We start from the raw sequence: 25,000 nt of genomic DNA on the forward strand, positions 1-25,000 counted from the left end.
TGGCAAAGATAAAAATATTTGGGAGATAATGGATGTTAACGCTGTCGCGCCTCTATACCTACCCCGTCAAATCCATGCGTGGATTACAACTCTCTCATTCTCTCGTCAATGAAAGTGGCCTGATGTTTGATCGCAATTTTATGATCACCACAACAGATGGTACTTTTATTACTGCCCGCCAATATCCACAGATGCTGCTATTTACTCCAACTATGCTCCATAACGGTCTGTACTTGCAGGCACCAAACGGAGAAAGCGCCACTGTACTTTACGATGATTTTAAAGAGGAGCGTCTCCCCACTGAAGTTTGGGGAAATCATTTTACCGCGTTAGTCGCACCTGAAAGGGTGAATAGTTGGCTCAGTGACTTTTTTGATAAACCTGTACAATTACGCTGGCTCAGTGAGGAACTAACACGACGGGTCAAGAAATTCCCCGATATTTCTTTATCATTTGCAGATGGTTTTCCCTATTTAATTATCAATGAAGCCTCTTTTCATGCCTTGCAACAACGCTGTCCTGCCAGTATTAAATTAGAGCAATTCCGTGCCAATATCATTGTCACAGGTGCAACCCCTTTTGAAGAAGATCGCTGGCAAACCATCCAAATCGGCGATATTGTTTTCGATCTGCCAAAACCGTGCAGTCGCTGTATTTTGACAACAGTCAGCCCAGAAAAAGGCCGCAAAAATCCGCAAAGTGAGCCACTGGCTACCCTACAGTCTTTCAGAACAGATAAAGAAAATGGTGCGGTTGATTTTGGGCAGAATGCCATTGCCCGTAATAGCGGTATTATTCGAGTTGGGGATCGTGTCACCATTTTGGAAAAGAGAACGCCGCGCGAATATGGTAGTGGTGAACAAGCAACCGATTTGTCTATAAAAGAAGGGGTTCAACAGTCCGTTGCTATTGAATTCAATGGACAACGTTTTATTGGCAATAATCAGCAAATTATTTTAGAACAACTCGAAGATCAAGGTATTCAAATTCCCTATTCATGTCGTGCCGGAATTTGTGGCTCCTGTAAGATAGCCCTGATTAAAGGGGATGTATTGCCGCTAAAATCGACCGCCATTAAGGATAATGGAAAAATTCTGGCATGTGGCTGTATACCTCAAAATGATTTAGTCATCGAACTAAGATAAACATTAATAATATATAACGATAGCATTTGTATTTAAATCAGGCAGTATAAGTAAGCTGGCTGGCTGATTTTTATTACTGAGCTTTTAAGCAGGCAATATATTATGGAAAAAACATGCCATTGATTGATGTGATAAATATATCTGAATGTGAATGATAAAGGGCGTTCAATAATGCTGATAGAAGTAATTTATTTAGGTTAATAATATTAAGGACATAACGGCCTAATGGCACTAAATTGCCCTATCATATATTGATGATTGAATTGGCTCGACATAGGGGATGATGCGATCATTCATGACCTTAATGGGATCACAAAAATTCATGACTCGATCGTGCATCTCTAACTTTTGCTGTGCCAATAAACACAAGCTGGCATTATCACCCACTTCTGCGACCATAAATAGCGCTTCAATACCGCTATCCTGTAATTTAAGCTGAATAATTTCGCCGTGTTCTGGTTTCTCTACCAAAGAAAAATGGGAAAAATACCAGCTCTTAGGCATTTGTGGTTTCATAAAACGTAACGCCACCACCCCGTTCAAAGCTAATTCAGCGCTAAACGCAGGAGCCATATTGATGCGACGTAAATGCTCTTCAAAGGTATAAAAAAACGCGGCATCATCGACTGAGAATGACATTTCTTCCATTGTAACGGCGTAATCAGTCAACATCCTGACAGGGAAACGGGAACGAAAAACCATGCCATTAGCGAGATCGAGCATGATACGGCTATGCTCAGGATCAAAATACCAGCGCCACTGATCATCAGGTCTAATTTTCATTGATTACCCTTTTATGCTCAAAATAGCTTTTTTGGTTAAAATAAGCTTTGCCAGTGAAATAAACAGTTAAAAAATAAATGATAAAATCTAATCTATAAGACAAAATATAGACGAGTTGAGGGCAGAAATAAACCCCTACCCCCAAATTGCAGCAAATATTCAGATATGATTAACAATATCTTTAATGAGTTTTGGTCCTTTATAGATAAAACCGGAATATATCTGAATTAATGAAGCACCTGCTTCTATTTTTTCCCTGGCTGCAACAAGTGAATCAATTCCACCGACACCAATAATCGGTATTTCACCTTTTAATTCTTGCGAAAGGCGGCGGATAATCTCTGTGCTACGCAATTGCACAGGGCGTCCACTCAATCCCCCTGCCTGCTGACAGTGATTCAAACCTTCGATAATCTTTCTATCCAATGTGGTATTTGTTGCAATAACGCCATCAATATGATGACGCATTAAACTATCAGCAATTTTTATTAATTCTTCCTCTGAAAGATCGGGAGAGATTTTAACAGCAACAGGAACATACTTTTGAAATTTTTGCTGAAGTTCACTTTGCTTATTTTTAATCGCAGATAAGAGATCATCCAGTGCATCGCCGTACTGTAATGTCCTCAAGCCAGGCGTATTAGGAGAAGAAATATTGATAGTGATATAACCTGCATGAGGATAAACTTTATCCATGCAAATTAAATAATCATCTTTTCCATTTTCGACCGGAGTATCTTTATTTTTGCCGATATTGATCCCGATAATCCCGTCATATTTTGCGCGCTTAACATTCTCAACCAGATTATCTACCCCAAGGTTATTAAACCCCATCCGGTTGATGATCCCTTCCGCTTCAACCACCCGGAATAATCTTGGCTTATCATTTCCAGCTTGCGGGCGCGGTGTTACTGTACCAACTTCAACAAACCCAAAACCCATTGCTCCAAATGCATCAATGCAATCACCGTTTTTATCAAGACCTGCGGCTAAACCCAGTGGATTTTTGAAGGACAAGCCCATACAAGTAACGGGTTTAGTGGCAACTGACTGGCGGATAAGAAATTCGAAAGGAGTACCAGCAACACGTTTGAGTTGGCGGAAAGTCAGTTCATGTGCCTGTTCAGGATCAAGCTGGAACAATGCCTTCCGTACTAGAGAATAATACATTTAAATTAACCTATTGTTCTTTGTAATTGTTTTTACGTGAGAATTGTTAGTGATACATTTTGAATTATATGCAATCTCATACATATATAATTGCTGCGTCGTTATAACTGGAAGAGAGCGTTAATTTACCATTATATGAATAAACAAAAAAGCCCTCTCTATATAAGCAGGTAAAAACAAACCCCGTTTAAAACAACAACGAGGTTTGTTAGCGATCTCATCTCCGACAATAACCGAAGGATATGTTACATATTAACTTTCAAGCGCCTTGGTAATCTTTTCGAACAGGTCACCAGATAAGTTTTCTATCCCCTTCAACTGTTCCAATGCCGCACGCATCAAAGCCTGACGTTTCTCATCGTAACGTTTCAAACGAATCAATGGATCAATCAAATGTGATGCTACTTGCGGATTTAGGCTATTCAGTTCGGTTAGCACTTCCACCAAGAATTGATAACCACTACCATCTTCAGCATGGAAAGCCACGGCATTTTTGCTAAAGAATATTCTCAGCAGTGAATAAACACGGTTTGGATTGCTCAAGCTGAAAGAACGATGTTTCATCAAGTCACGCACTTTCTCAAGCACATCGAAGGCCGGATTGGTGGCTTGCAGCCTGAACCATTTATCCATAACCAAGCCATTCTGATGCCATTGCTTATCAAATTCATCCATTAATTGATAACTGCAAGGCAATTCAGCAGATACAGCCGCAGATAAAGCAGCGATACTGTCAGTCATATTATCAGCGTGATAATATTGTGTCGCCACTAATTTATCGGCCAACTCTTTAGTATCAATAAAGGCCAGATAGTAGAGGCAGGTATTACGCAAATCACGTTTTGCAATATCCTGATGCTCTACACGGTATACGCCTGTCTGGAGGCTGTGATAAACCGCAGAGAATTCATCTGCCATTTCATTGGCCAATGCTTTTGTCATAGCACGAATGACATCATGGATAGCTTTCGGATCTACCACCGTAAACAGCTCTGCTATTTCATTTTCAGACGGCAAGGTCAGGATCAATGCAGCCAGAGCCGGATCGATATCTTTATCCAACAATACTGCACGGAAAGCATCAATGACATGCATTGGTAATTCCAGTGGCAAGGATTTTTGGTGACGGGCAATATTCAGTTTCACATAGTTGGTTAGCAATGCCTGCGCTGCATCCCAACGAGAGAACTCATTACGCGCATGTTTCATCAAGTATGAAAGCTGCTCATCACTGTATGGATAATCCAATTTCACGGGTGCAGAAAACTCACGCAATAAAGAAGGAACAGGCCGTGATGGAACTTCATCAAAGACAAATGATTGTTCTGCATTAATAACATTCAAAACATGATGCACAGGCTGACCATGACGACGTAGCGGGATCACTCTTCCTTGTTCATCATAAAGTTCAATATCCAGAGGAATGTGCAGCGGTTGTTTTTCTTTCTGATCTGCCGTTGGTGATGTCATTTGACTGACATGCAAAATATATTGCTGCTTTTCTGCGTCGTATTCATCATGGACAGTCAGTACAGGTGTCCCTGATTGGCTATACCAACGGCGGAAGAGTGTCAAATCGACGTTTGAAGCATCTTCCATCGCCTGCACAAAATCATCACAGGTAGCCGCGCTACCATCATGGCGATGGATATAAAGCTGCATACCCGCCTGAAATTGTTCTTCACCCAATAAAGTGTGGATCATCCGAATCACTTCCGCGCCTTTTTCATAGACGGTCAACGTATAGAAGTTATTCATTTCCATCACCTGATCAGGACGGATAGGATGAGCCATAGGGCCAGCATCTTCGGCAAATTGTGCAGAACGCATAACACGCACATTCTTGATACGGTTAACCGAACGTGAACCCAGATCAGAACTGAATTCCTGATCACGGAATACTGTCAGCCCTTCTTTCAGGCTTAACTGGAACCAGTCACGACAGGTAATGCGGTTTCCGGTCCAGTTATGGAAATATTCATGTCCGATCACAGCTTCAATGGCAAGATAGTCTTCGTCAGTCGCTGTTTCTGTTTTTGCCAGGACATATTTAGAATTGAAGATGTTTAATCCCTTGTTCTCCATCGCCCCCATATTGAAAAAATCAACCGCGACAATCATGTAGATATCAAGGTCATACTCCAAACCAAAGCGGGTTTCATCCCATTTCATCGAGTTTTTTAACGATGTCATGGCCCAGTCAGCACGATCCAGGTTGCCCCGATCAACAAACAGCTCCAGTGCTACCTTACGGCCACTGCGGGTCACAAACGTGTCACGCAGGACATCAAAATCCCCCGCAACTAATGCGAACAAGTAAGCAGGTTTTGGGAACGGGTCCTGCCATTTTATCCAATGACGCCCATCTTCCAGCTCCCCTTGTTCAATACGGTTACCATTGGAAAGCAAGAATGGGTATTTGGATTTATCCGCAGTAATGCGAGTAGTAAAACAAGCCAGAACATCTGGGCGATCCAAATAATACGTGATGTGACGGAATCCCTCTGCCTCACACTGAGTACACAAGGCATCACCAGACACATACAGTCCCTCAAGGGCTGTATTTGCGGCCGGGTGAATTTCATTCACAATTTTCAGGGTAAACTGGACAGGAAGTTGTTCAATCAGCAGCTTTCCATCCTGTTCCTGATAATGCTCCCACGCTTTATCATCGACATAGATGCCTTTTAACGTGAGATTTTCGCCATCCAAAACCAGTGGGGTAATGTCATTAGCCTGACGTTTTACCTGACTGATTGCCGTCACCGTTGTTTTTTCAGCATCCAGATCAAAATCAAGATCAATATTGGTAATTGTGTAATCTGGTGCTTTATAATCCAGACGGTGTTTAACGAGTCGCTGTTGTGTCATAGGGAACCTTTTCCATTATTTTTAAAAACATAAACGCTGCCATAGAGAAATCATCCTTTCAATCAATAAGTCTCTTTTTTTAGATGTTAATAACTTATTAAATAAAAGTATAAATGATGTGGTCAGCATATTAGTACTTTCGTGCTAATTGTCATCTCATATCTCATTTAACATGATATTATCTATAAACGGATTAACCTTAATCTTTAGACTCGGGAAAATATATGTAGCGATATGGCTTCAATAACCCAATAATCACGGTATACTCTCCCGACTTTATCGATTTAGCTGACACGAATATGCTCCGCGAGGATGCCTGACGCGCCATGACTTTAGACGCTACCCCGATTATCAAATCACTGCTTGATACTGATGCCTATAAGTTTCACATGCAACAAGCAGTGTACCACCATTACAACAATATTCCTGTTGTTGCAGAATTTCGTTGCCGTGGTGATGAACTGCTCGGAAAATACGCCGAGCCATTACGTCATCAAATTGACATGATGGCAGACTTAGCATTGACAGAACACGAAGTCGATTATCTTTCTCGCCTGCCGTTCTTCAAAGAGGACTACCTGAACTGGTGCAAAACATTCCGCTTTAATCCCAAACAAGTCGAAGTTTCTGTTACCCATGAAGGGCAATTAGCCATCCGCATTTCCGGTTTATGGCACGAAGTTATCTTGTGGGAAGTGCCTCTGCTTGCCCTGATCAGCGAATTGGTTCATCGTCATCACTCACCTGAAATAACGCCGGAAGATGCCGTTATTCAGCTGAGAAAACTGATAGAACTGTTTTACAAAGACGCTGCGGAAAAAAATATCGATCTATCCGGTTTTAAATTAATGGATTTTGGTACTCGCCGTCGTTTTTCACACGCAGTGCAATATGCCATTATCAATGAGCTGAAAAATAGCTTTCCTTATTTGATTGGAAGTAGTAATTATCAACTGGCAGAACAGCTTGATCTTCCGCCTCTCGGTACACAAGCCCATGAATGGTTTCAGGCCCACCAACAAATTAGCCCGGAACTTGCCAATAGCCAAAGAGCAGCACTGCAAACCTGGCTGAATGAGTATCCAAACCAGTTAGGTATTGCCCTGACTGACTGTATTACTATGGATGCTTTTCTGCGGGATTTTGACAAACCATTAGCAACAGCTTACCAGGGCCTGCGTCATGACTCAGGTGATCCTATTGAATGGGGTGAAAAAGCCATAGCACATTACCAATCGTTGGGTATCAATCCAATGACGAAAACATTGGTGTTTTCTGACAGTTTGGATCTGCAAAAAGCACTGGCGCTATATCACCATTTCCATAAGAGAATTAATGTTGTTTTCGGCATTGGCACACGACTGACTTGTAATATTCCGGGCATAAAGCCACTGAATATTGTTATTAAATTGGTCGAATGCAATGGTAAACCCGTGGCAAAACTTTCGGATAGCCCCGGAAAAACCATCTGTGAAGATGATGAGTTTGTCAACAGGTTACGTAGGGCGTTCGACATTCCCTATATAGAGAAAGCGGTATAGAAAAACGGCATAATCTGTCTAATTATCTTTTGCGTAACCGACTTCATGTTGGTTACGCAAATAAAAAACAACTTTTCCCTCTGTTTCCCTATTAAGACCCGCAATTTCCTCTTGTTTCCTGAGAGATGACAAGTAAGATAGACGATCTGCTCCCTGATTAAGGGAGTATTTGGTAAATCTATCTAGTTATTAATCCACTATATACAAAAGAGAGAAATTTATGAGCGTAGCGCCTGTAGTCGATGTACTGCAAGGCCGGGTTCCGGTTGGCAACGAAGTCACCGTTCGCGGTTGGATACGTACAAGGAGAGATTCTAAAGCTGGTATCTCGTTCCTCGCCGTCTATGACGGTTCCTGCTTTAATCCATTACAGGCCGTCGTTAATAATAATTTACCTAATTATCAGGATGAAATATTACATTTAACCACGGGCTGTTCTGTCGAAATCACCGGTACAGCGGTGGAATCGCAAGGAAAAGGTCAGGATTTTGAATTGCAGGCCACTAAAGTTGTTGTTGTTGGCATGGTTGATGATCCGGATACTTACCCAATGGCGGCTAAACGCCACAGTATTGAATATCTGCGTGAAGTGGCTCATCTTCGCCCACGCACCAATTTGATCGGCGCCGTTGCCCGTGTTCGCCATACACTGGCCCAGGCCCTGCATCGTTTCTTCCATGAAAAAGGCTTCTTCTGGGTATCCTCGCCGTTGATCACCGCATCAGATACAGAAGGCGCTGGCGAAATGTTCCGCGTTTCCACTTTGGATTTGCAAAACTTGCCACGCACAGATAAAGGCGAAGTGGATTTCAGCCAAGATTTCTTCGGCCGTGAAGCTTTCCTTACTGTATCCGGTCAGTTAAATGGCGAAGCTTATGCTTGTGCATTGAGCAAAATCTATACCTTCGGACCCACTTTCCGTGCAGAAAACTCCAATACCAGCCGTCATTTGGCAGAATTTTGGATGGTTGAACCAGAAGTGGCTTTTGCCGATCTGAATGATATCGCCAGACTCTCTGAAGACATGCTGAAATATGTTTTCAAGGCTGCATTAGAAGAGCGTGCTGATGATCTGGCTTTCTTTGCAGAACGCGTTGACAGCGAAGTTATCACTCGTCTGGAAAAATTTGTTGATTCAGATTTCGTTCAATTGGACTACACCGATGCGATAGAAATTCTGGAAAATTGTGGTCAGGAATTTGAAAACCCTGTTTTCTGGGGTGTGGATTTGGCATCAGAGCATGAGCGTTATCTGGCAGAAAAACATTTCAACGCGCCAGTGATCATGAAAAACTATCCAAAAGACATTAAAGCCTTCTATATGCGCATGAATGACGATGGTAAAACTGTTGCAGCAATGGATGTGTTAGCTCCAGGCATCGGTGAAATCATCGGTGGTTCCCAGCGTGAAGAGCGTCTGGATAGGTTGGATCAACGTATGGAAGAAATGGGGCTGAATAAAGAAGATTACTGGTGGTATCGTGATCTGCGCCGTTACGGCACCGTTCCTCATGCTGGTTTCGGTTTGGGCTTCGAACGTCTGGTCGCTTATGTTACTGGCGTATCCAACGTTCGTGATGTTATCCCATTCCCACGGACACCAAGAAACGCAAGTTTTTAATGAATTAGCTCAATAAATAAGCTAAAAATCAATTCCATGAAAAGCCAGCTTTTGCTGGCTTTTACAGCTTTTCAGTAAGCCTTGCTCAACTTCACAGATAAATAATGATTTAGGGTAAATTTTGCGGGAGTTCTGCCGGTTTGAATTTTCAGAGCAAAACAGCCGGATCTGATATTTTTGTGTCTCAGCAATCACCGCGTCATGGACGTAGCCGGCATTTAATAACAATTTGTCCAGATGATATCCCGATAAATTGAAATTCTGCGCTTTGACAAACTAGCGTTGAGTGTAAGCGGAGGGCGCCAATTTTCGAGTGAATACTATCCACATTGAGAAACTTATAGGGGTGTCCAATAATCGCGGACACTCTCAATGGCGTCTCTTATTTGATCGTAATACCGATCTTGATAACTCATTGCAAAATTCAGAGGATACCGACTACGCCATCCGGCAAGATAAGGATGCGTATTATAAATAGAATATAATATTGTTTCCTCAGTGGGAGTGGGGCCAGTACAGCAGGTTAGCTCGTCTAGCTGAGTACCGATAAAGTGAAGTCTTAATCGTGGGTACCTAATGCTGCCACTAGTCACCGGACTATAAGATATCTCATTTCTATTAACAGGAGACCAAAATCTTTGATGTCTATTCATTTCGCTTTTCATAAATTCATTAGAAAATTCGTTGTCATCTTCTGCTCTAAGCATAATATCACCTTAAAACATTACGAATAATTATGAATAAATGTAGTTCAAGCTAACAAAAAACGTAATAGATTTTACTTGTATAAATTTCCTATACCCCGCATCAATCTCGAGGATCTTAGCGTCAGTATTGGTGCGCTTCGGCTTACCTCTTCCCTAAGACGGTTATTCAACTGTTGCATCTTGCTTTGCAGCGGCAGTAATTCGTTGCGTATAAACACCTTAGCCGCACCGGGGTATTATAGTTAGAATATTTTAACTTTTTCTTACTTTATAGATTCAAAACAACACCCTAAGCTAAATAGTAACTGATGAATTAGAGTTATAATTTTGTATTTAAGCAAAAATGACCTCACTTACCAAATTCATTGATATTTAGGTGTTTTCTATTTATCAATTAACGTGGTTTTTCAGTATCAATTCATAAGATTAAGAAATAAAAATAAAGCCACATTCAAATGGGGCTTGTTCGGAGTGTGGTCAAGATGTGGACATCAACAGCGAAAATTCTTTATTTTTGCTGTAGTAAAAAGCCAGCGAAAGTTGGCTTTTTTTATTTTATGGCGAAAAGCACACTAAAAAAGTTCCCTGAAATTTACATTTCGAAACATCTATTTTCACTTTGTTACTGATTCTGTGCTTTTGTAGCATTTTGAGGGTAGATAAAATTCATTACCAATGGAACACTGATCGCCGACTAATAAGACACTCGATACCCACAAATAGTTCCAAAATTTTTTAGTGTTCTATTTCTGGCAGTGGCAGGTGTCTAGATAACACCAATGAGGGTAATAATAATGAAACGCAATATTCTTGCAGTGGTAATTCCAGCTCTGCTGGCTGCTGGTACAGCAAACGCAGCTGAAATTTTTAATAAAGACGGCAACAAACTGGATTTTTACGGTAAAGTAGACGTTCGTCACCAAATCGCTGATAAAAGAAGCAGCGAAGATGGCGACGATTCTTATGCTCGTATCGGCATCAAAGGTGAAACGCAGATCTCTGACCAACTGACTGGTTTTGGTCGTTGGGAATACAACCTGAAGGCTAAAGGTGCAGAAGCTGATGGTGCAGATACTGCTACTCGTTTAGCTTTCGCTGGTTTGAAATTCGCTAACTACGGTTCACTGGATTACGGCCGCAACTACGGCGTAAACTATGACGTTAACGCATGGACTGACGTACTGCCAATCTTCGGTGGCGACTCCATGTCCAAAACTGATAACTACATGACTGGCCGTGCTACTGGTCTGTTGACTTACCGTAACACCGACTTCTTCGGTCTGGTTGATGGCCTGAACTTTGCTCTGCAATACCAAGGTCAAAACAGCGAGCGCACCAAAAATAGTCGTAGCGGCGCTACAGCAAATGGCGATGGCTACGGTTTAGCTACTACGTATAACGTGGGTTACGGTATCACTGTTGGTGCTTCTTACGCTAATTCTACTCGTGCAAACGGTGACTGGGTTAAAACTGCTGCTCACGGTGAACGCGCTGAAGCATGGAACATCGGTGCTAAATACGATGCTAACAACGTATACCTGGCAGCAATGTACGGCGAAACCCGTAACATGACTAAAGGCGTAGGTGGCCATGAATACCGTGGTGTAGTGACTCCATTTGACGGTATCGCTAATAAAACTCAGAACATCGAATTGGTTGCACAATACCTGTTCTCTGATTTCGGTCTGAAACCATCTCTGGCTTACGTTCAATCCAAAGGTAAAGATCTGGAACGTAACGACGGTAAAAAAGGTTTCAATGCAGATCTGGTTAAATACGTTTCTGTAGGTACTTACTACTACTTTAACAAAAACCTGTCTACCTACGTTGATTACAAAATCAACCTGTTGGACAAAAACGAAAAGGGCGATACAAACGCTCGCAACGTATTCGGTGTTGGCCTGACTTATCAGTTCTAATTACTGTTGATACACTGTTTAGCGAAAAACTAATCAGTCTATCTCAAAAAAGCAGCGCTCCGGCGCTGCTTTTTACATTTTACCTCTCTGTTTTTTCAGGCTCTTTTTTTCACTCCGTAAACTACTTCACAAGATTTTATTCTTTTTGCTACAAGTAGTTGGCAAATAGATTTCTTAAGGTTACCCTGAGCAGCGTATCGCTTATTTTGGGCTTAACTCTCCGAGTCTTGGAATCAAAAAAATGTTTGAAAAAATCACAGCAGCGCCTGCCGACCCGATTCTTGGTTTAGCGGATAGCTTTAAAACCGATCCCCGTGAAAATAAAATTAACCTGGGTATCGGCGTCTACAAAGACGAAACGGGTAAAACCCCTGTTCTGACTACTGTTAAAAAAGCAGAGAAGTTCCTGCTGGAAAACGAAACGACCAAAAATTATCTGGCTATTAGTGGATTACCTGAATTTGGCCGCGTCACTCAGGAACTGCTTTTCGGCAAAAGCAGCCCTATCGTCACTGACAAACGCGCCCGTACTATACAAAGCCCAGGTGGAACCGGCGCACTACGTATTGCCGCTGACTTTATTGCTAAGCAGACCAATGCAAAACGTGTCTGGATCAGCAACCCAACCTGGCCAAACCACAAAGGCGTTTTCTCCAGTGCTGGCTTGGAGATCCGCGAATACAACTATTACGATGCAGAAAGTCATGCCTTAGATTTCGAAGGTATGTTGGCAAGTTTGTCTGAAGCACAAGCCGGCGATGTCGTACTGCTGCATGGTTGCTGCCATAATCCAACGGGTATCGACCCAATCGCTGAACAATGGCAGAAACTGGCAGACTTATCTGCGGCAAATGGCTGGCTGCCCGTATTCGACTTTGCTTACCAAGGCTTTGCCAAAGGATTGGATGAAGATGCAGAAGGTCTACGCATCTTTACCAGAAACCACAATGAGCTAATCGTTGCCAGCTCTTATTCCAAAAACTTTGGGTTGTACAATGAGCGTGTTGGTGCCTGCACCATCGTTGCAACAGACAGCGATACCGCAGAAAAAGCATTCAGCCAAGCAAAATCCATTGTGCGTACCAATTACTCTAACCCACCGGCGCACGGAGCTTCCGTTGTGACAACCATTCTGTCCAATGATGATCTGAAAGCCGAATGGATTCAGGAATTGGCAACCATGCGTGAACGCATTCAGCGTATGCGCCAACTGTTTGTGAATACCTTGCAAGAAAAAGGCGCGAAGCAAGACTTTAGCTTTATTAGCGCTCAAAATGGTATGTTCTCATTCAGTGGATTGACTAAAGAACAAGTTGATCGCCTGCGTGAAGAGTATGGTATTTACGCGGTTAGCTCTGGCCGTATCAACATAGCGGGTCTGACACTGGAGAATATGGTTCCGCTGTGTGAAGCTATCGTTGCAGTACTTTAATCTCATCTAAGTTTCTCAAAAGCCGCTGACAAAGCGGCTTTTATCTGTTTCACATTTCTTACGTTACGGCAAGAAAAACGTTTGCGCTTAATCCTGTAAGAATGGATTGGTTTTCCGCTCATGTCCTAAAGTTGACATTGGACCGTGACCGGATATGAATTGATACTCGTCCCCCAATGGCAATACTTTTTCCTTAATAGATTGAATCAATTCATCATAGCTTCCGCCCGGAAAATCAGTGCGGCCAATGCTGCCCTTAAACAATACATCTCCCATTGAGATGATTTTATCGGTGTGGTTAGCAAGGATAATATGCCCCGGTGTATGCCCCGGACAGTGCAAAACGGATAACTCAATACTGCCAATTTTTAGTGTATCCCCGTCATCAAGCCAACGATCTGGCGTAAAAGAGGGGCATGGTTCAACACCAAACATTTGGCACTGAATTTCCAAGCCTTCTATCCAAAAAGCATCTCCCTTATGTGGCCCGTAAACAGGCACATCAAAATGCTTAGCGACTTCGACAGTAGCACCTACATGATCATAATGACCATGTGTCAGCAAAATTTGGGTAATTTTCAGCCCACGATGCTCTATTTCAGCGATAAGTTGTTCAGCATTACCACCAGGATCAACAATCGCCGCTTCCTGAGTTTCTTCACACCAAAGCAATGTACAATTTTGCATCGCCATCGTAACGGGGATAATGTGGTATTTCATTATATTGTTTCACTCCACAATCAAGATTCATTGTTGGTAATAAGATTACCACGTCCTGACCGGGCCTGTATCAATATGAATAAAATGACTCTTTGGATAAAACCCTACTCCCCCAGCCCGCATTTTCAATGCTGCCTTACGAATATATATGAGCTGAACACCATCAATGTGGAAATCCATAGCTTGTCCACGGGTATGATAACTGTGTTTTGCCACGCCACCACTGGCATGGCGCAACATATTATTTGTTGCCAGAGAACGATAACCCGAAACTAATTGAACAGGTTTATTTATTCCCATCAGCATTTGCAATAAATAAATTTGATCAAATAATTTCGGGTCAATAGCTTTAACCTTATTTTGCCTAAAATCGCGGAATAAATAATTCAGGCGAGCTAATTCTGACTTATTATACCGATGACCATCAAAGAATTCGGCTTTGAGTGTTTCCCCTGTATGCAGGTTATCAAAACGTAAAATTCGAGGATGTGGCGTTGTCAATGCAGCCAAAACCGATTGAGGTAATAAACTTAATCCCAATGCGGCCACACTTATACCGAGCCACTTTCGGCGATTGTGGTCAATGTTATTCATGGATAATTGCCCTGCTATTCTTTAATGTATTAATACTGTCTAAATGAATTTATAACTCAACTTAATCGACTAATAAGACATCGGAAAATAAAAAATAGTTTCAAGTGTTTTTGTATTTTACTGTAAATTCATCACCTTATTATTGTGATCTACTTAACATAATTAAAGTCATAATCAATAACAAAACAGCTCATTAAAACAAGCCATAGTAAAAAAACACTTTTAAAATAATGAGTAATAAAAGATAACAGAGAAGAAACATTATTCCCTTCTCTGTTTACAATATAGATATCAACACCAATTTGATTTCTTTAAGTTTATTAGTAACGGAAGAAATTATAAATCATTTCTTGCCACCAAGATCTTGTAAAGTGACTCTGAATGCTGCTTTGCATTCATATCGTAATCATAGATATCATCTCGGTATTGTGGTTTCCCTCCCTCATCAATCCACGCTGTTTGGTAATAGAGAAACACAGGAATTTTTTTGGGAATATTGACATATTTTGTTGACCATGTTTTCAATGAACTATTAACCTTGGCTTTATTCCAACCTGCATCGCCCAATAGCATATTGGCCAACTCAGGTGCTTTATTGACACGCACGCAACCAGAACTAACCGCCCGCATTTCTCGGCTGAAAGAAGCCTGATTAGGTGTATCATGCAAATAAATGGCTTCTGAATTTGGCATATTGAATTTAAAACGCCCCAATGAATTAGCTGGGCCAGGTGCTTGTCTAATACGATAAGGGAAATTACTCGGTGTTATTATTCCCCAATTAATCGATGAGGGATCGATAACTTTGGCGTCATTGCTCCAACTGGAAAATACCGTATAACCACGCGTACGAAAATAACTTGAGTCACGCATTGCCCTTGGTGCAATATCTTTTCGAGTCATGCTGGTGGGTACATTCCACGGAGGATTGATCACCACATTATTTAATTCACTACTCATGATAGGTGTTTTTCGGCTGGGACGTCCAACAACGACTTTAGAGCTCAATACCTCTTTGCCATCTAAATAATAGAAAAGTGAGTAATTAGGAATATTAACTAAAATACCTGTAGGAACATCTGCGGGAATAATCCGTAATCGTTGGATATTCAAGGCCATAATACGGGCACGGGTTTGTGGGGTCGTATTTAACCATGCTTTAGTGGATTTACCGATAACCCCATCGGCTGACAATCCGTGCAGAGCTTGAAAACGCTTTACAGCCGCTGTTAATTCCTTACCGTAAACCTTATTATCGGATTTGGCAGCAGATAAATCCAATATCCTTGAACGAGAAAATATTTTCCTTAATGCAATAACACTTTCACTACTTTGCCCTGGCCTTAAAGTTCCTTTAAATGAAAACTCAGTCCACGGCCGTTGATCAGATAATTGTGCCAACATCTCCTTACGCATATTTTCATACAGAGGATGATTCGGTGATAAACTCGTAATATAAGAAAAAGTACTATTGCTATTGATATGCTGTTGCCATGTATTAATTAAATGGGACTGGGGTAATTCAATCTTATAAGGAGATTGACTATATAACCATGAACTCCCTTTTTTATCCACATTACTAATAAAATGGAGATAACCTAACATAGCATCAGACAAGATGACATCACGTCCTATTTCACTTAATTCAGGAGAATGAAGTTGTATCAGCCATTTTTCAAATTGAGGTTGAAAACCCGCTAGCGACATTTCAACTAATTGATCTTCAAATTGCTTAATAGCTTTTTTATCTGACCATAATGGTTGCATTTTATTGTTAGCATATAAATTTGCCAAACGTTCAAGAAATATCGGTTTTACTTGTTGTGGCAACCAATTTTGTAACTGTTTACGATTTTCATCAATAGAATTTACCGGAGAAATAGGAACTGTCTTATCCGTTAAAATAACAGAACCTGCTTTTTTTGGCTCTGTAGGTAGTTGTTGCATACCACTTGATGACAGTCCATTTTGTTGATTTGCAAAAGTTCCTTCTGATACCGCCAATGTGCTACAGATAAAAGAAACTTTCAGTAACCTGACCGTGTTCTTCACCATAAGAGCCCACCTCACCTTATTATGTATGCAGCTATCCAATGACTTATTATAATTATCAACAGACCTATTTTATCAGAAAAGGATACTGATAATTATATACATAATTACCACTTAAGACAGGGAGCTTACCCAAGCACATTTTCTCTTACCAGGAAAAATAAAATATTCTTCATAATAATTTAAATTATTATGGCTTAAAAAAAGAAAAAGGCACCTTTAGTGCCTTTAATCAGAGTATATTGTGTTGAATTTTAAGGTTAATACTCAGAATTAATGACGACTTCTTCTCCAAACCGACCCGCTTTAGGTAAGGGCTGATAAGAAGAGTTTGATGCTCTCAAGATACGAATACCACGGATATTCAGTGCACGAGCAGCGGCAATATCAGTATCTGCATCGCCATAATAAATCTTCAAGTTGTGCTCTTTCATCCAACTGATTTTGTTATTTTTACCTGGTTCATCACCCGCAAAAATAACGGTATTCATTTTATCGGCTGGAATATGTAAGTCTTCCTGTAAGTATTTGGTCACCGCTTCTGTCTTAGTTTTTGTCCGGGCTGTAATGAAATAAATATCATCACCTCGCTTCAAATGCATCTGAACCAATTCAATACCAATCTTTTTTGGCATACTAAATTTATCCCATTCATTATTCATTTTTTCCCAAAATGCCGGATTTTTCAGATAACTATTGTCATTAGGCGAGTACTCCGATTTACCACGATAAAAACCTGGACTTGAAAACAGTACGGTATCATCAATATCAAAACCTACCGCCATTGCTGGTTGGTTTTGCAGACTTCGCTTGATTTGTTCTACGGATACCCAGTGTACCGCATGACGTTGAGCCAAATCTGCCGCAGAAACGCCTGAATTAACTTGCTCAGGCATAAATATTTTTGCTTGTGCCATGCTGTTCAAACCAAAAGCAAGCACAATTGCACTAAATATCAGGGTAACTTTATGCATCGTTGTTCCTTTTTTGACATTAGTAGTAACGGTGCGAAATAGTAAACTTTCCCATCACATCAAAACGAGACATACCGCACAAGGCAACAAATATCTAAAATAGGTGCTATCTCAATTAAGAAAGGGACATAACGTGTCCCTTTCTCAGAAAAATATCACTCAGTGATGAAGTTATTCTTGCAATATAGGCTGTGTCTGTGTTTGTGACTGCCCCGTAACAGGAATATCCTGACCAAAACCACGCAGCCCAACAACATGTACATGTTCTTGGTTATTGAAAATCTTACGTACCAGTTTATAAGTTGTCCCTTTTTCGGGGCTGATATTTTCCGGCGCAGCGATAATTAACTGCATATGTAAGCGTTCACATAACTCAAACAGCGTTGCAATGGATTTCGCATCTAATCGGGCAGCTTCATCAAGGAAGAGCAGTCGGCATGGTGAAATATCTTTACCACGCAGACGACGTGATTCCTCTTCCCAGCTCTGTACAACCATGACCAAAATGGACATCCCCGTACCAATCGCTTCTCCGGTAGAAAGTGCCCCACTTTCTGCTTTTAGCCAGCCATCCGAACCTCGGTTAACTTCCACTTCCAGCTCAAGGTAATTGCGGTAATCCAGTAATTCTTCACCAATAGTCTGAGGCAGACGTTGCCCTATATCGATTTGTGGGTTCAGGCGCTGATAAAGCTTCGCCATCGCTTCTGAGAAGGTCAGACGCTGGCTATTGAACAGATCCTGATGCTGTTCCTGTTGTTCAGAAAGCACATCTAACAAGAGGGAATGACTTTCACGCACATTCACATTCAGACGCACACCACCAACCTGTCCAAAAGAAACTACCTGCAACCCTTGGTTCAACATACGAATGCGGTTCTGTTCACGTTGAATGGTTTTACGAATAATATTCGCCACACTTTTGGAACTGATCGCCAGTTTCTGTTCACGGGCGGTTAATTCTTCCGTCAAACGCGCCAATTCAATTTCCATCTGTTCAATGGCATCGACCGGATCATCCGTTCGAATAATATCCTGCCGGATACGTTCACGCAGATGCTGGTAAACCGCCACAAAGAATTGGATCTTACGCTCAGGACGCTTCGGATCTTCGGATAAACGCAACGCATCGCGCAGATGTTCATTATCGGCTACAGCCAGACGCAATGCCCCCAGCGCCTTATCCGACATTGAACGCAGCTCATCACCATCCATATAAGCCAGTTCGCGGCGATGTAAGCGACGTTCAACGCCGTTGTCTTTCACCATACGCATAACTGCACACCAGCCCGCCTTGGAAGAGACCACCTGCTCACGCTTCTGGTAATAATCACGCTCAGATTTACGCAGTTTTTTCTGGAGATTTTCCATTTCCGCTTCACAGAACGCGATCTGTTTCTCAAGCTGATTAATGCGGGAACGGTTAGCACTCACAGCGGCGTGAAGCTGATCACGGCGTTCACGGGCACGATTTTCGGCGTTGGCATCTGCCTGGACACCGATATCTTTCAACTCCTGCTCAAGTTCTTTCAACATATCTTGCTTAGTGTCATAAGAACTTTTCAGTGATGCCAATACTTGATTGAATTGTGCATATTGTGCTTGCTGCTGACGCAATTGCTCACGCGCACGGCTACGATCAGATTCTGCGTGTTCAAGGCGTTGACGCAGTTTGTCGTTCAGGTCGGTATTTTCGTTAAGCATACCGGCTGAGTCGCTATAGCTGAAATGCGCACGACGTTGCACAACTTCAGTCAAGGCAAAGGCTTGTTGTTTAGCCTGATTCTGGCTGTGTTTTGCGGCCTCATAATCCTTCTGCAACTGTTCATGTTGCTGTGGATCACTTTGCAAGACCGAAACCAATGGTTCAAGTTTAACCAAAGCATTATCGTGTTGTTGCAGGAAACGCACAGCTTCCTGAGCCTCACTCATTTCTTCACGGACTGTTTCCACGCGATCAAGCAAGGTTTCATCCAACAAAATCGTCATTTGTGGAATCAAACGATTCAATAGTGACAGGCTCTCTTTCACCTGAACCAGTTTCTGCTGATGCTGCTGAGCCTGGGTTTCAAATTGCGATAACTCACGCTCCAATTCAGTACGACGCTGACTCAGGCGACGAATTTCTGCTTCTGGATCATCATCAAACGCAACAGAAAGGTGTTTACCCACAAAACGGCTGAAAGCCTGATGCGCACGCTGAACTTTCTGCACATCAAACGAAAGTGTCGCGTAACGCTCTGCCAGCGTATCACGCTCAAGACTGAGTGCTTCCAGACGACTTTCTCTTGCTGCCCGCCCAAATAATGGAACTTCAGGATAACGGGAATAACGCCATTGGCGATCGGATGATTTCACTAGAACCGCGTTTTCCTGCTCTTCAAAATGGAAGACGCTGTCATCAAAGGACTGTGGATCACCCTCAATTAAATAGAGATCTTCCGGGCAATCTTCCAATGTTTCCAAATGTGGACGAAGTAGTGAGAGATCAGGCACAACAATTGCATGACGTGCTGGACCATACAATGCGGAGAAATAAGGTGCGTCATCAATGGTAATGTCGTCATAAATTTCAGACAACAAAACACCACCAAAACGCTCTGCCAATGCGAGCAATCGGCTATCTTCGGCACCACTTGGTTGGTTCAGACGCTCAATCTGTTTTTCCAGTTCACGTTTCTGTGCAGCAATATCATCACGTTCGACCGTAATTTCACGCTCTTGTTCAAGCAATTGCTGCATATATTCAGTCACATCGTGACTATTTTCGAAGGTTTCATTGCATTGTTCACTCAGCTGCTGCAAGGCTTCCTGTGCTGCCAACCATACAGGCGCCCGTGCGGTCAGCCCTTGAATTTTTTGCTTGAGCTGTTCAAATTCCTGGCGTATTTGAATACGACGTTCACCGCTTTCATTGGCGCCCAGGCTCAATTCTTCCAACTGAGCTTCCAGTTCACCCCGTAACGCCTCCAGGTCTTCTGCCTGATATTGCTGGTTATGACGTTTACAGAACTCTTCCAGCAAACGTTCTGCATTTTGCTGACTGTTCAGACGTTGTTCTAGCTCAGCCAACTGGATACGCAAAGGTTGGATGCGCTCAGCCAGATGACGCCGGGATGACCATTCACGCAATGCTTCACGAGCGGCTTGCCACGCTCCACTGCGACTTACTTCACCAACAATACTTTTTACCAGTTGGTAAGCCTGCTCAAACTGACTATGTGCTGCGTCAGCGACGCTCAATTTCTGTTCCAGTGCCAACAACATCTCTGTCGCTTGCTGCGCTTTGGCCTGATAGGTTTCCTGCCATTCGTCGGCATTTTCTATCGACAGATCTGGAAGCTGGCAAAGTTCACGGGCACGTTCTAACGCTTGCAATGCTTGCTGATATTGAATAGCGCGAGTTTGCTGCACATCCAAAGCTTGTTGATAGTCAGCAAGCTGGCTTTTCAGTTCATCAACTTCTTGTTCTGCCGCTTCAAATGTGGCTTCATATTCCGCCTGTAGATCTCTCGCCTCTTCTACAACTTCGCCCTGTTCTTCCAGTCGGTAGGTCAGTTCTTCAACATCAGATTGGTAGCGATCGATTTTTTCCTGCTGACGCATCGCCGTTTGAACCAGATTCAGGTGATCACTGGCCGCCTGATAATCCATTTCTAAATCAGAAGAGGCTCCGCTTTGTTCTGCCAGTTCCCTCGCCATTTCAACATGGCGATATTGTTCAGCGACCCGTTGACGACGGCTGCCAAATAATTCACTGCGCAGAGCCAATGCCTCATCCAGATGAACGCGGCGTTCGTTGGCATGGCGCATATAGTCAGCAGACACATAAGCCGTAGCTTCTGTGATAAGGTGCTTGAAAAGATTACGGTCGGATTGGGTGACACGGATAGCTTCCAGCGTAATGCGGTTTTCACGCAATGCGGCTTCCATATCCTGAAAGGCTTTTCTGACGCCGCTGTTTTCCGGTAACAAGTAATCACGCAATGAACGGGTAATCGCACTGGAAATCCCGCCATATAATGATGCTTCTATCAGACGATAAAACTTGCTGCGGTCACTCGCTGAACGCAAACGTTTTGGGATCACGCCCAAATCAAACATCAAGGCGTGGTAATCGGTAATCGAGTTAAATTGTTTGAACTGAACACCTTCCATCTCATCAAGACGTTCCTTTAGTTCATTTAACGGCAGAACCCGCGCCTGACGTTCGTTGATATTGTCAGTCAATAACTGCGTTGGCTGAATCGACGCAGGAACGCCCTGAATCATAAAGGGTTTAATATCAACTTTTCGGTCACGTCCTGCCACCTGTTGTAAACGGACTCCGGTGATGATCCGTTGATGGCGGGAGTTAACAACATCCAACGTGGAATAGCAAACACCTGCCCGTAACTTACCGTGCAACCCTTTATCACGTGAACCCGAGGTTGCACCCGCTTCTGTCGTATTGCGGAAATGGAGCAGTGTTAAATCAGGGATTAATGCGGTCACAAACGCCGCCATCGTGGTTGATTTACCTGCACCATTACCACCTGATAGGGTCGTCACAAGCTCGTCAAGATCAAACGTTCTGGCAAAAAAACCGTTCCAATTAACTAACGTCAGTGAGCGAAATTTACCGCGTTCAATCATGACTGCTCATCCTCCGTACCTTCTGCTGAATGCCCTGATGCTTCTTCATGTTCATTATCTTCCTGCGTTGTTTCCCCTTCTATTGGCATGGCTTCACCATCACGGATCATCCGTAATTGTGCCTCGCGTGGGTCATCACCGCTGCGTACATCTGCACCGAAGCGAAATACCGCTTCGGTAAGCGTAAATTTATTGCTGTCGTTTTGCAGGAAATAAACCATACCCAGACGGCGTAAGCGGTTTAAGGCAGTGCGCGCTTTTTCCTGCAATTTCTGTTTGTCCAGATCTGAACCAGTCGAACGTTGGTTGACAAATTTCACCAGCTTATTTTCATCTGCCAATGACAGTAATTCTTCGTACAGCTCCTGAAAGGTAAATATTCCCTGGTTGGACAAGCGCTCAGGGCTAAGGTAGAGGTAACACAAGATCTTACCTACCATCATATCCAATTCAGACAGCACAGATCGCGGGATCAGCGCGGTCGAACGGGGACGCAGGTAGAAAAAACCTTCTGGTGCACGGACTAACTCGACGTTATAACGCGCATAAAACATTTCCAACTCTTCCTGAAAATCCATCAAAAACGCATGATTATCAAGATCATCCAGGCTGATATGACGCCCAGATCGCAGCTGGCTGTCTAATTCAGGGAAAAGTGTATTGGATAATGCCTGAGCCAGTTTCACTGGCATAAGTTGTTCAATATGTGTCGATGACATGTGCCTGTACCTTGGCTCCGTAATCATTAATCGCTAACCATTCCGCTGGCAAACCAGAGAAATCCGCTTCTGCAACGCCCAACCTGACTGCTTGATCCACCAAGATACGCGCCACATCAAAATGGCGTTTACGTGGATACTGGACAAGGTAGTCGCGCAGTACAGCCCCCAAATCCAGAGGAAGTTTTGCCTGTTGGTAAACCGCCAGCGCCTGTTCTACCATTTCAGCTAATTGTTCATTAATTTCACTAAACTCTTCGTATTCCATTTCTGGCGGTAATTCTCCCATTACCTCTTCATTACGCAGAGTCAGCTCTTCATCACGCATATCCAGAAAACGTTCTGCATTAGCAACAGTCAGAGCCCACGGGCTGTCAAAATAGTGTTGAATGGATTGACGAAGACGCTGGGCAAAAATGCAGTTTTTATCCATATCAATGGCGGTTCGGATAAATTTGTGAACGTGACGGTCATAACCTATCCACAAATCAATGGTTTGTTGCCCCCAACTGATAATGCGATCCAGTTTGCTTTGCAAGTCAAAAACCAGTTTATCCACCAGCTCAGAACCGCTGCTGTCCATATTTGCGGTCTGGATACGTAATAGATTAGCTTGCAATTTATCACCCGCAGCTTCTAATGTATCCTGAAGTTCCCGTAGTGTGCCGGAGGTTTCAGACAGCAGTTGTTCGCAATTAGCGATGGCGGCCTGCCAATCCTGATTGAGTAGTGCGGCAATATCGGTTTTTACGCTGTTTTGCTGTTCATCCATCAAGCGCTGGGACATATCGATGCTGTCAAAAATTTCAGCGACAGAATATTTGAGGGGAGCAAAAACATTGCGGTGCCAATGTAATTCATCACCCCCTTCTTCGGCTGCCTCTGCTGCTCGGTGCAATTCGTTAGCGACGATGGATAACTGCATAGAAAGACGCAACGTGGAGAATTCACGCTGGCGGATGTAATAATCACTGATACCCATTCCCAACGGAGTCAGACGATAAATGGCATTGCCATCCGCCAATTCACTGGTAAAACGGTTAAGTAACTTCTGGCGAACCATATCGTTAATGGCATTATTCGCCCTGACAGATACCGCTTCCGAAGTCTGTTCAAAACCTTTACACACTTCACGAAAGGCATCCACCAGCTCCCCTTCACTCATTTCACCATCAAGCCGCTCACTGTTTAATACGGCAATAGCCAGCAAAAAAGCCAAGCGTTCTGGTGGCAACGCAATTGAAAAATCATTTTTTCTGGCCCAGGACACAAGTTCAGGAACCGTCTGGGAATATTCACTCATAATTCGCTCTTTAAGGTAGGCTTGCGTGCCATCACATGAATGTAACGCCCTAGGCTGATATAGGGCTCCCGTCTGCAATAACGCTGTTCAAGTTCAAGCAACGCTGGAAAATCTGTGTCTTGTAATTGACGACTTTGTAGGTAATCGTGAAAAACTCTCACGCCTGTTTTACCTGTTATTTCCATCTTAAGTTCAGTTAGCCATTGATATACCTGTTCCGGTATTAATGGATGTTGTGGCGATAGAGAACGTTTCCGACGACGCTGGATATTAGGTGTCGCCAAATGAAAGTTACCCAAAATGGCGTTACGCATAACCAACCCATTAGCATTATAAAACATTAATGAAAGTGCACCACCGGGCGTTATTATCTTTTCCAATGTTTCTATTGCATCTTTTTGGTCGGTGATCCACTCCAATACAGCATGAAATAAAATCAGATCAACGGGCCGTTCAATATGCTGGTGAATTTCCTGTACCGGGCTTTGAATAAACTGCATCTGATCGAGAAGGCCCCGCTCTTCGGCGTTATGTTTTGCTCTCTGGATCATCTCTTTTGATAGGTCACAAAGTATGACCTGATGTCCTAATTCAGCTAATTGGCAAGCCATATTACCTTCACCGCCCCCCGCATCCAAAATACGCAAAGGACGTTGAGGCAAATAATTCAGCAATTCGTTAATATCCTGCCAGACAACGGCCTGCCTGATTTTACCTTTGGTTGTGCCGTAAATATTACGCGAAAATTTGTCTGCAATATCATCGAAATTGCGATCCCGCATGAAAAGCTGCCCCATTTATAAGCTAAGTTTAA

16 protein-coding genes are annotated in these 25,000 nt (G+C 42.8%); 5 read left to right on the plus strand and 11 right to left on the minus strand.

Going from position 1 to position 25,000, the window contains the following annotated elements; all coding sequences use genetic code 11:
* The first annotated feature begins 32 nt into the window (after nt 1–32).
* Nucleotides 33–1,145 carry a YcbX family protein gene (locus IQ209_RS11130; protein WP_193851363.1) on the plus strand — a complete coding sequence of 371 codons (1,113 nt, stop codon included), beginning with the start codon at nt 33–35 and terminating at the stop codon, nt 1,143–1,145.
* Between the two features lie 231 nt (nt 1,146–1,376).
* Here the strand turns inward: IQ209_RS11130 and IQ209_RS11135 are convergent, their stop codons facing one another.
* The 3 genes from IQ209_RS11135 to pepN form a co-directional block, all read right to left on the minus strand.
* Nucleotides 1,377–1,928 carry a cell division protein ZapC gene (locus IQ209_RS11135; protein WP_193851364.1) on the minus strand — a complete coding sequence of 184 codons (552 nt, stop codon included), beginning with the start codon at nt 1,926–1,928 and terminating at the stop codon, nt 1,377–1,379.
* 159 nt (nt 1,929–2,087) lie between these two features.
* Complete coding sequence (gene pyrD, locus IQ209_RS11140; protein ID WP_193851365.1) at nt 2,088–3,098, minus strand: quinone-dependent dihydroorotate dehydrogenase; 1,011 nt, start codon at nt 3,096–3,098, stop codon at nt 2,088–2,090.
* A 252-nt stretch (nt 3,099–3,350) separates the two neighbouring features.
* Nucleotides 3,351–5,969, minus strand: a complete 2,619-nt coding sequence (gene pepN / locus IQ209_RS11145) for an aminopeptidase N (protein ID WP_193851366.1) — start codon at nt 5,967–5,969, stop codon at nt 3,351–3,353.
* 326 nt (nt 5,970–6,295) lie between these two features.
* Here pepN and pncB point away from each other — a divergent pair, with 326 nt between their 5' ends.
* From pncB to IQ209_RS11165, 4 genes are all read left to right on the plus strand, one after another.
* Nucleotides 6,296–7,510, plus strand: a complete 1,215-nt coding sequence (gene pncB / locus IQ209_RS11150) for a nicotinate phosphoribosyltransferase (RefSeq protein ID WP_193851367.1) — start codon at nt 6,296–6,298, stop codon at nt 7,508–7,510.
* 220 nt (nt 7,511–7,730) lie between these two features.
* On the plus strand, nt 7,731–9,131 hold the full coding sequence (asnS, locus tag IQ209_RS11155) for an asparagine--tRNA ligase (protein WP_193851368.1): 1,401 nt from the start codon (nt 7,731–7,733) through the stop codon (nt 9,129–9,131).
* Nucleotides 9,132–10,632: 1,501 nt separating this feature from the next.
* Entirely contained in the window at nt 10,633–11,757 is a 1,125-nt protein-coding gene (locus IQ209_RS11160; RefSeq protein ID WP_193851369.1) for a porin, read from the plus strand.
* 241 nt (nt 11,758–11,998) lie between these two features.
* Nucleotides 11,999–13,189 (plus strand): amino acid aminotransferase, encoded by a 1,191-nt coding sequence (locus tag IQ209_RS11165; protein ID WP_193851370.1) that lies wholly within the window; start codon nt 11,999–12,001, stop codon nt 13,187–13,189.
* Nucleotides 13,190–13,276: 87 nt separating this feature from the next.
* Here IQ209_RS11165 and IQ209_RS11170 read toward each other — a convergent pair whose 3' ends face one another.
* The 8 genes from IQ209_RS11170 to cmoM form a co-directional block, all read right to left on the minus strand.
* Nucleotides 13,277–13,909, minus strand: coding sequence for an MBL fold metallo-hydrolase (locus IQ209_RS11170; protein WP_193851371.1), 633 nt, complete (start codon nt 13,907–13,909; stop codon nt 13,277–13,279).
* 45 nt (nt 13,910–13,954) lie between these two features.
* Nucleotides 13,955–14,503 (minus strand): YcbK family protein, encoded by a 549-nt coding sequence (locus IQ209_RS11175; protein WP_193851372.1) that lies wholly within the window; start codon nt 14,501–14,503, stop codon nt 13,955–13,957.
* 336 nt (nt 14,504–14,839) lie between these two features.
* On the minus strand, nt 14,840–16,558 hold the full coding sequence (gene ldtD, locus IQ209_RS11180) for a L,D-transpeptidase (RefSeq protein ID WP_193851373.1): 1,719 nt from the start codon (nt 16,556–16,558) through the stop codon (nt 14,840–14,842).
* A 257-nt stretch (nt 16,559–16,815) separates the two neighbouring features.
* Complete coding sequence (gene aphA / locus IQ209_RS11185) at nt 16,816–17,529, minus strand: acid phosphatase AphA (RefSeq protein ID WP_193851374.1); 714 nt, start codon at nt 17,527–17,529, stop codon at nt 16,816–16,818.
* Nucleotides 17,530–17,700: 171 nt separating this feature from the next.
* Nucleotides 17,701–22,164, minus strand: coding sequence for a chromosome partition protein MukB (gene mukB, locus IQ209_RS11190; protein ID WP_193851375.1), 4,464 nt, complete (start codon nt 22,162–22,164; stop codon nt 17,701–17,703).
* Complete coding sequence (gene mukE / locus IQ209_RS11195) at nt 22,161–22,883, minus strand: chromosome partition protein MukE (RefSeq protein ID WP_193851376.1); 723 nt, start codon at nt 22,881–22,883, stop codon at nt 22,161–22,163. The genes mukB and mukE overlap by 4 nt, the downstream gene beginning before the upstream one ends.
* The gene (gene mukF / locus IQ209_RS11200; protein ID WP_193851377.1) at nt 22,864–24,186 is read right to left on the minus strand and encodes a chromosome partition protein MukF; all 1,323 of its coding nucleotides are present in this window, start codon (nt 24,184–24,186) and stop codon (nt 22,864–22,866) included. The genes mukE and mukF overlap by 20 nt, the downstream gene beginning before the upstream one ends.
* Nucleotides 24,183–24,968, minus strand: a complete 786-nt coding sequence (gene cmoM, locus IQ209_RS11205; protein WP_193851378.1) for a tRNA uridine 5-oxyacetic acid(34) methyltransferase CmoM — start codon at nt 24,966–24,968, stop codon at nt 24,183–24,185. Before cmoM ends, mukF begins: the two co-directional genes overlap by 4 nt.
* Between the last annotated feature and the right edge of the window lie 32 nt (nt 24,969–25,000).

The organism is Xenorhabdus sp. BG5 (assembly GCF_015163665.1).
Lineage (GTDB): Bacteria > Pseudomonadota > Gammaproteobacteria > Enterobacterales > Enterobacteriaceae > Xenorhabdus.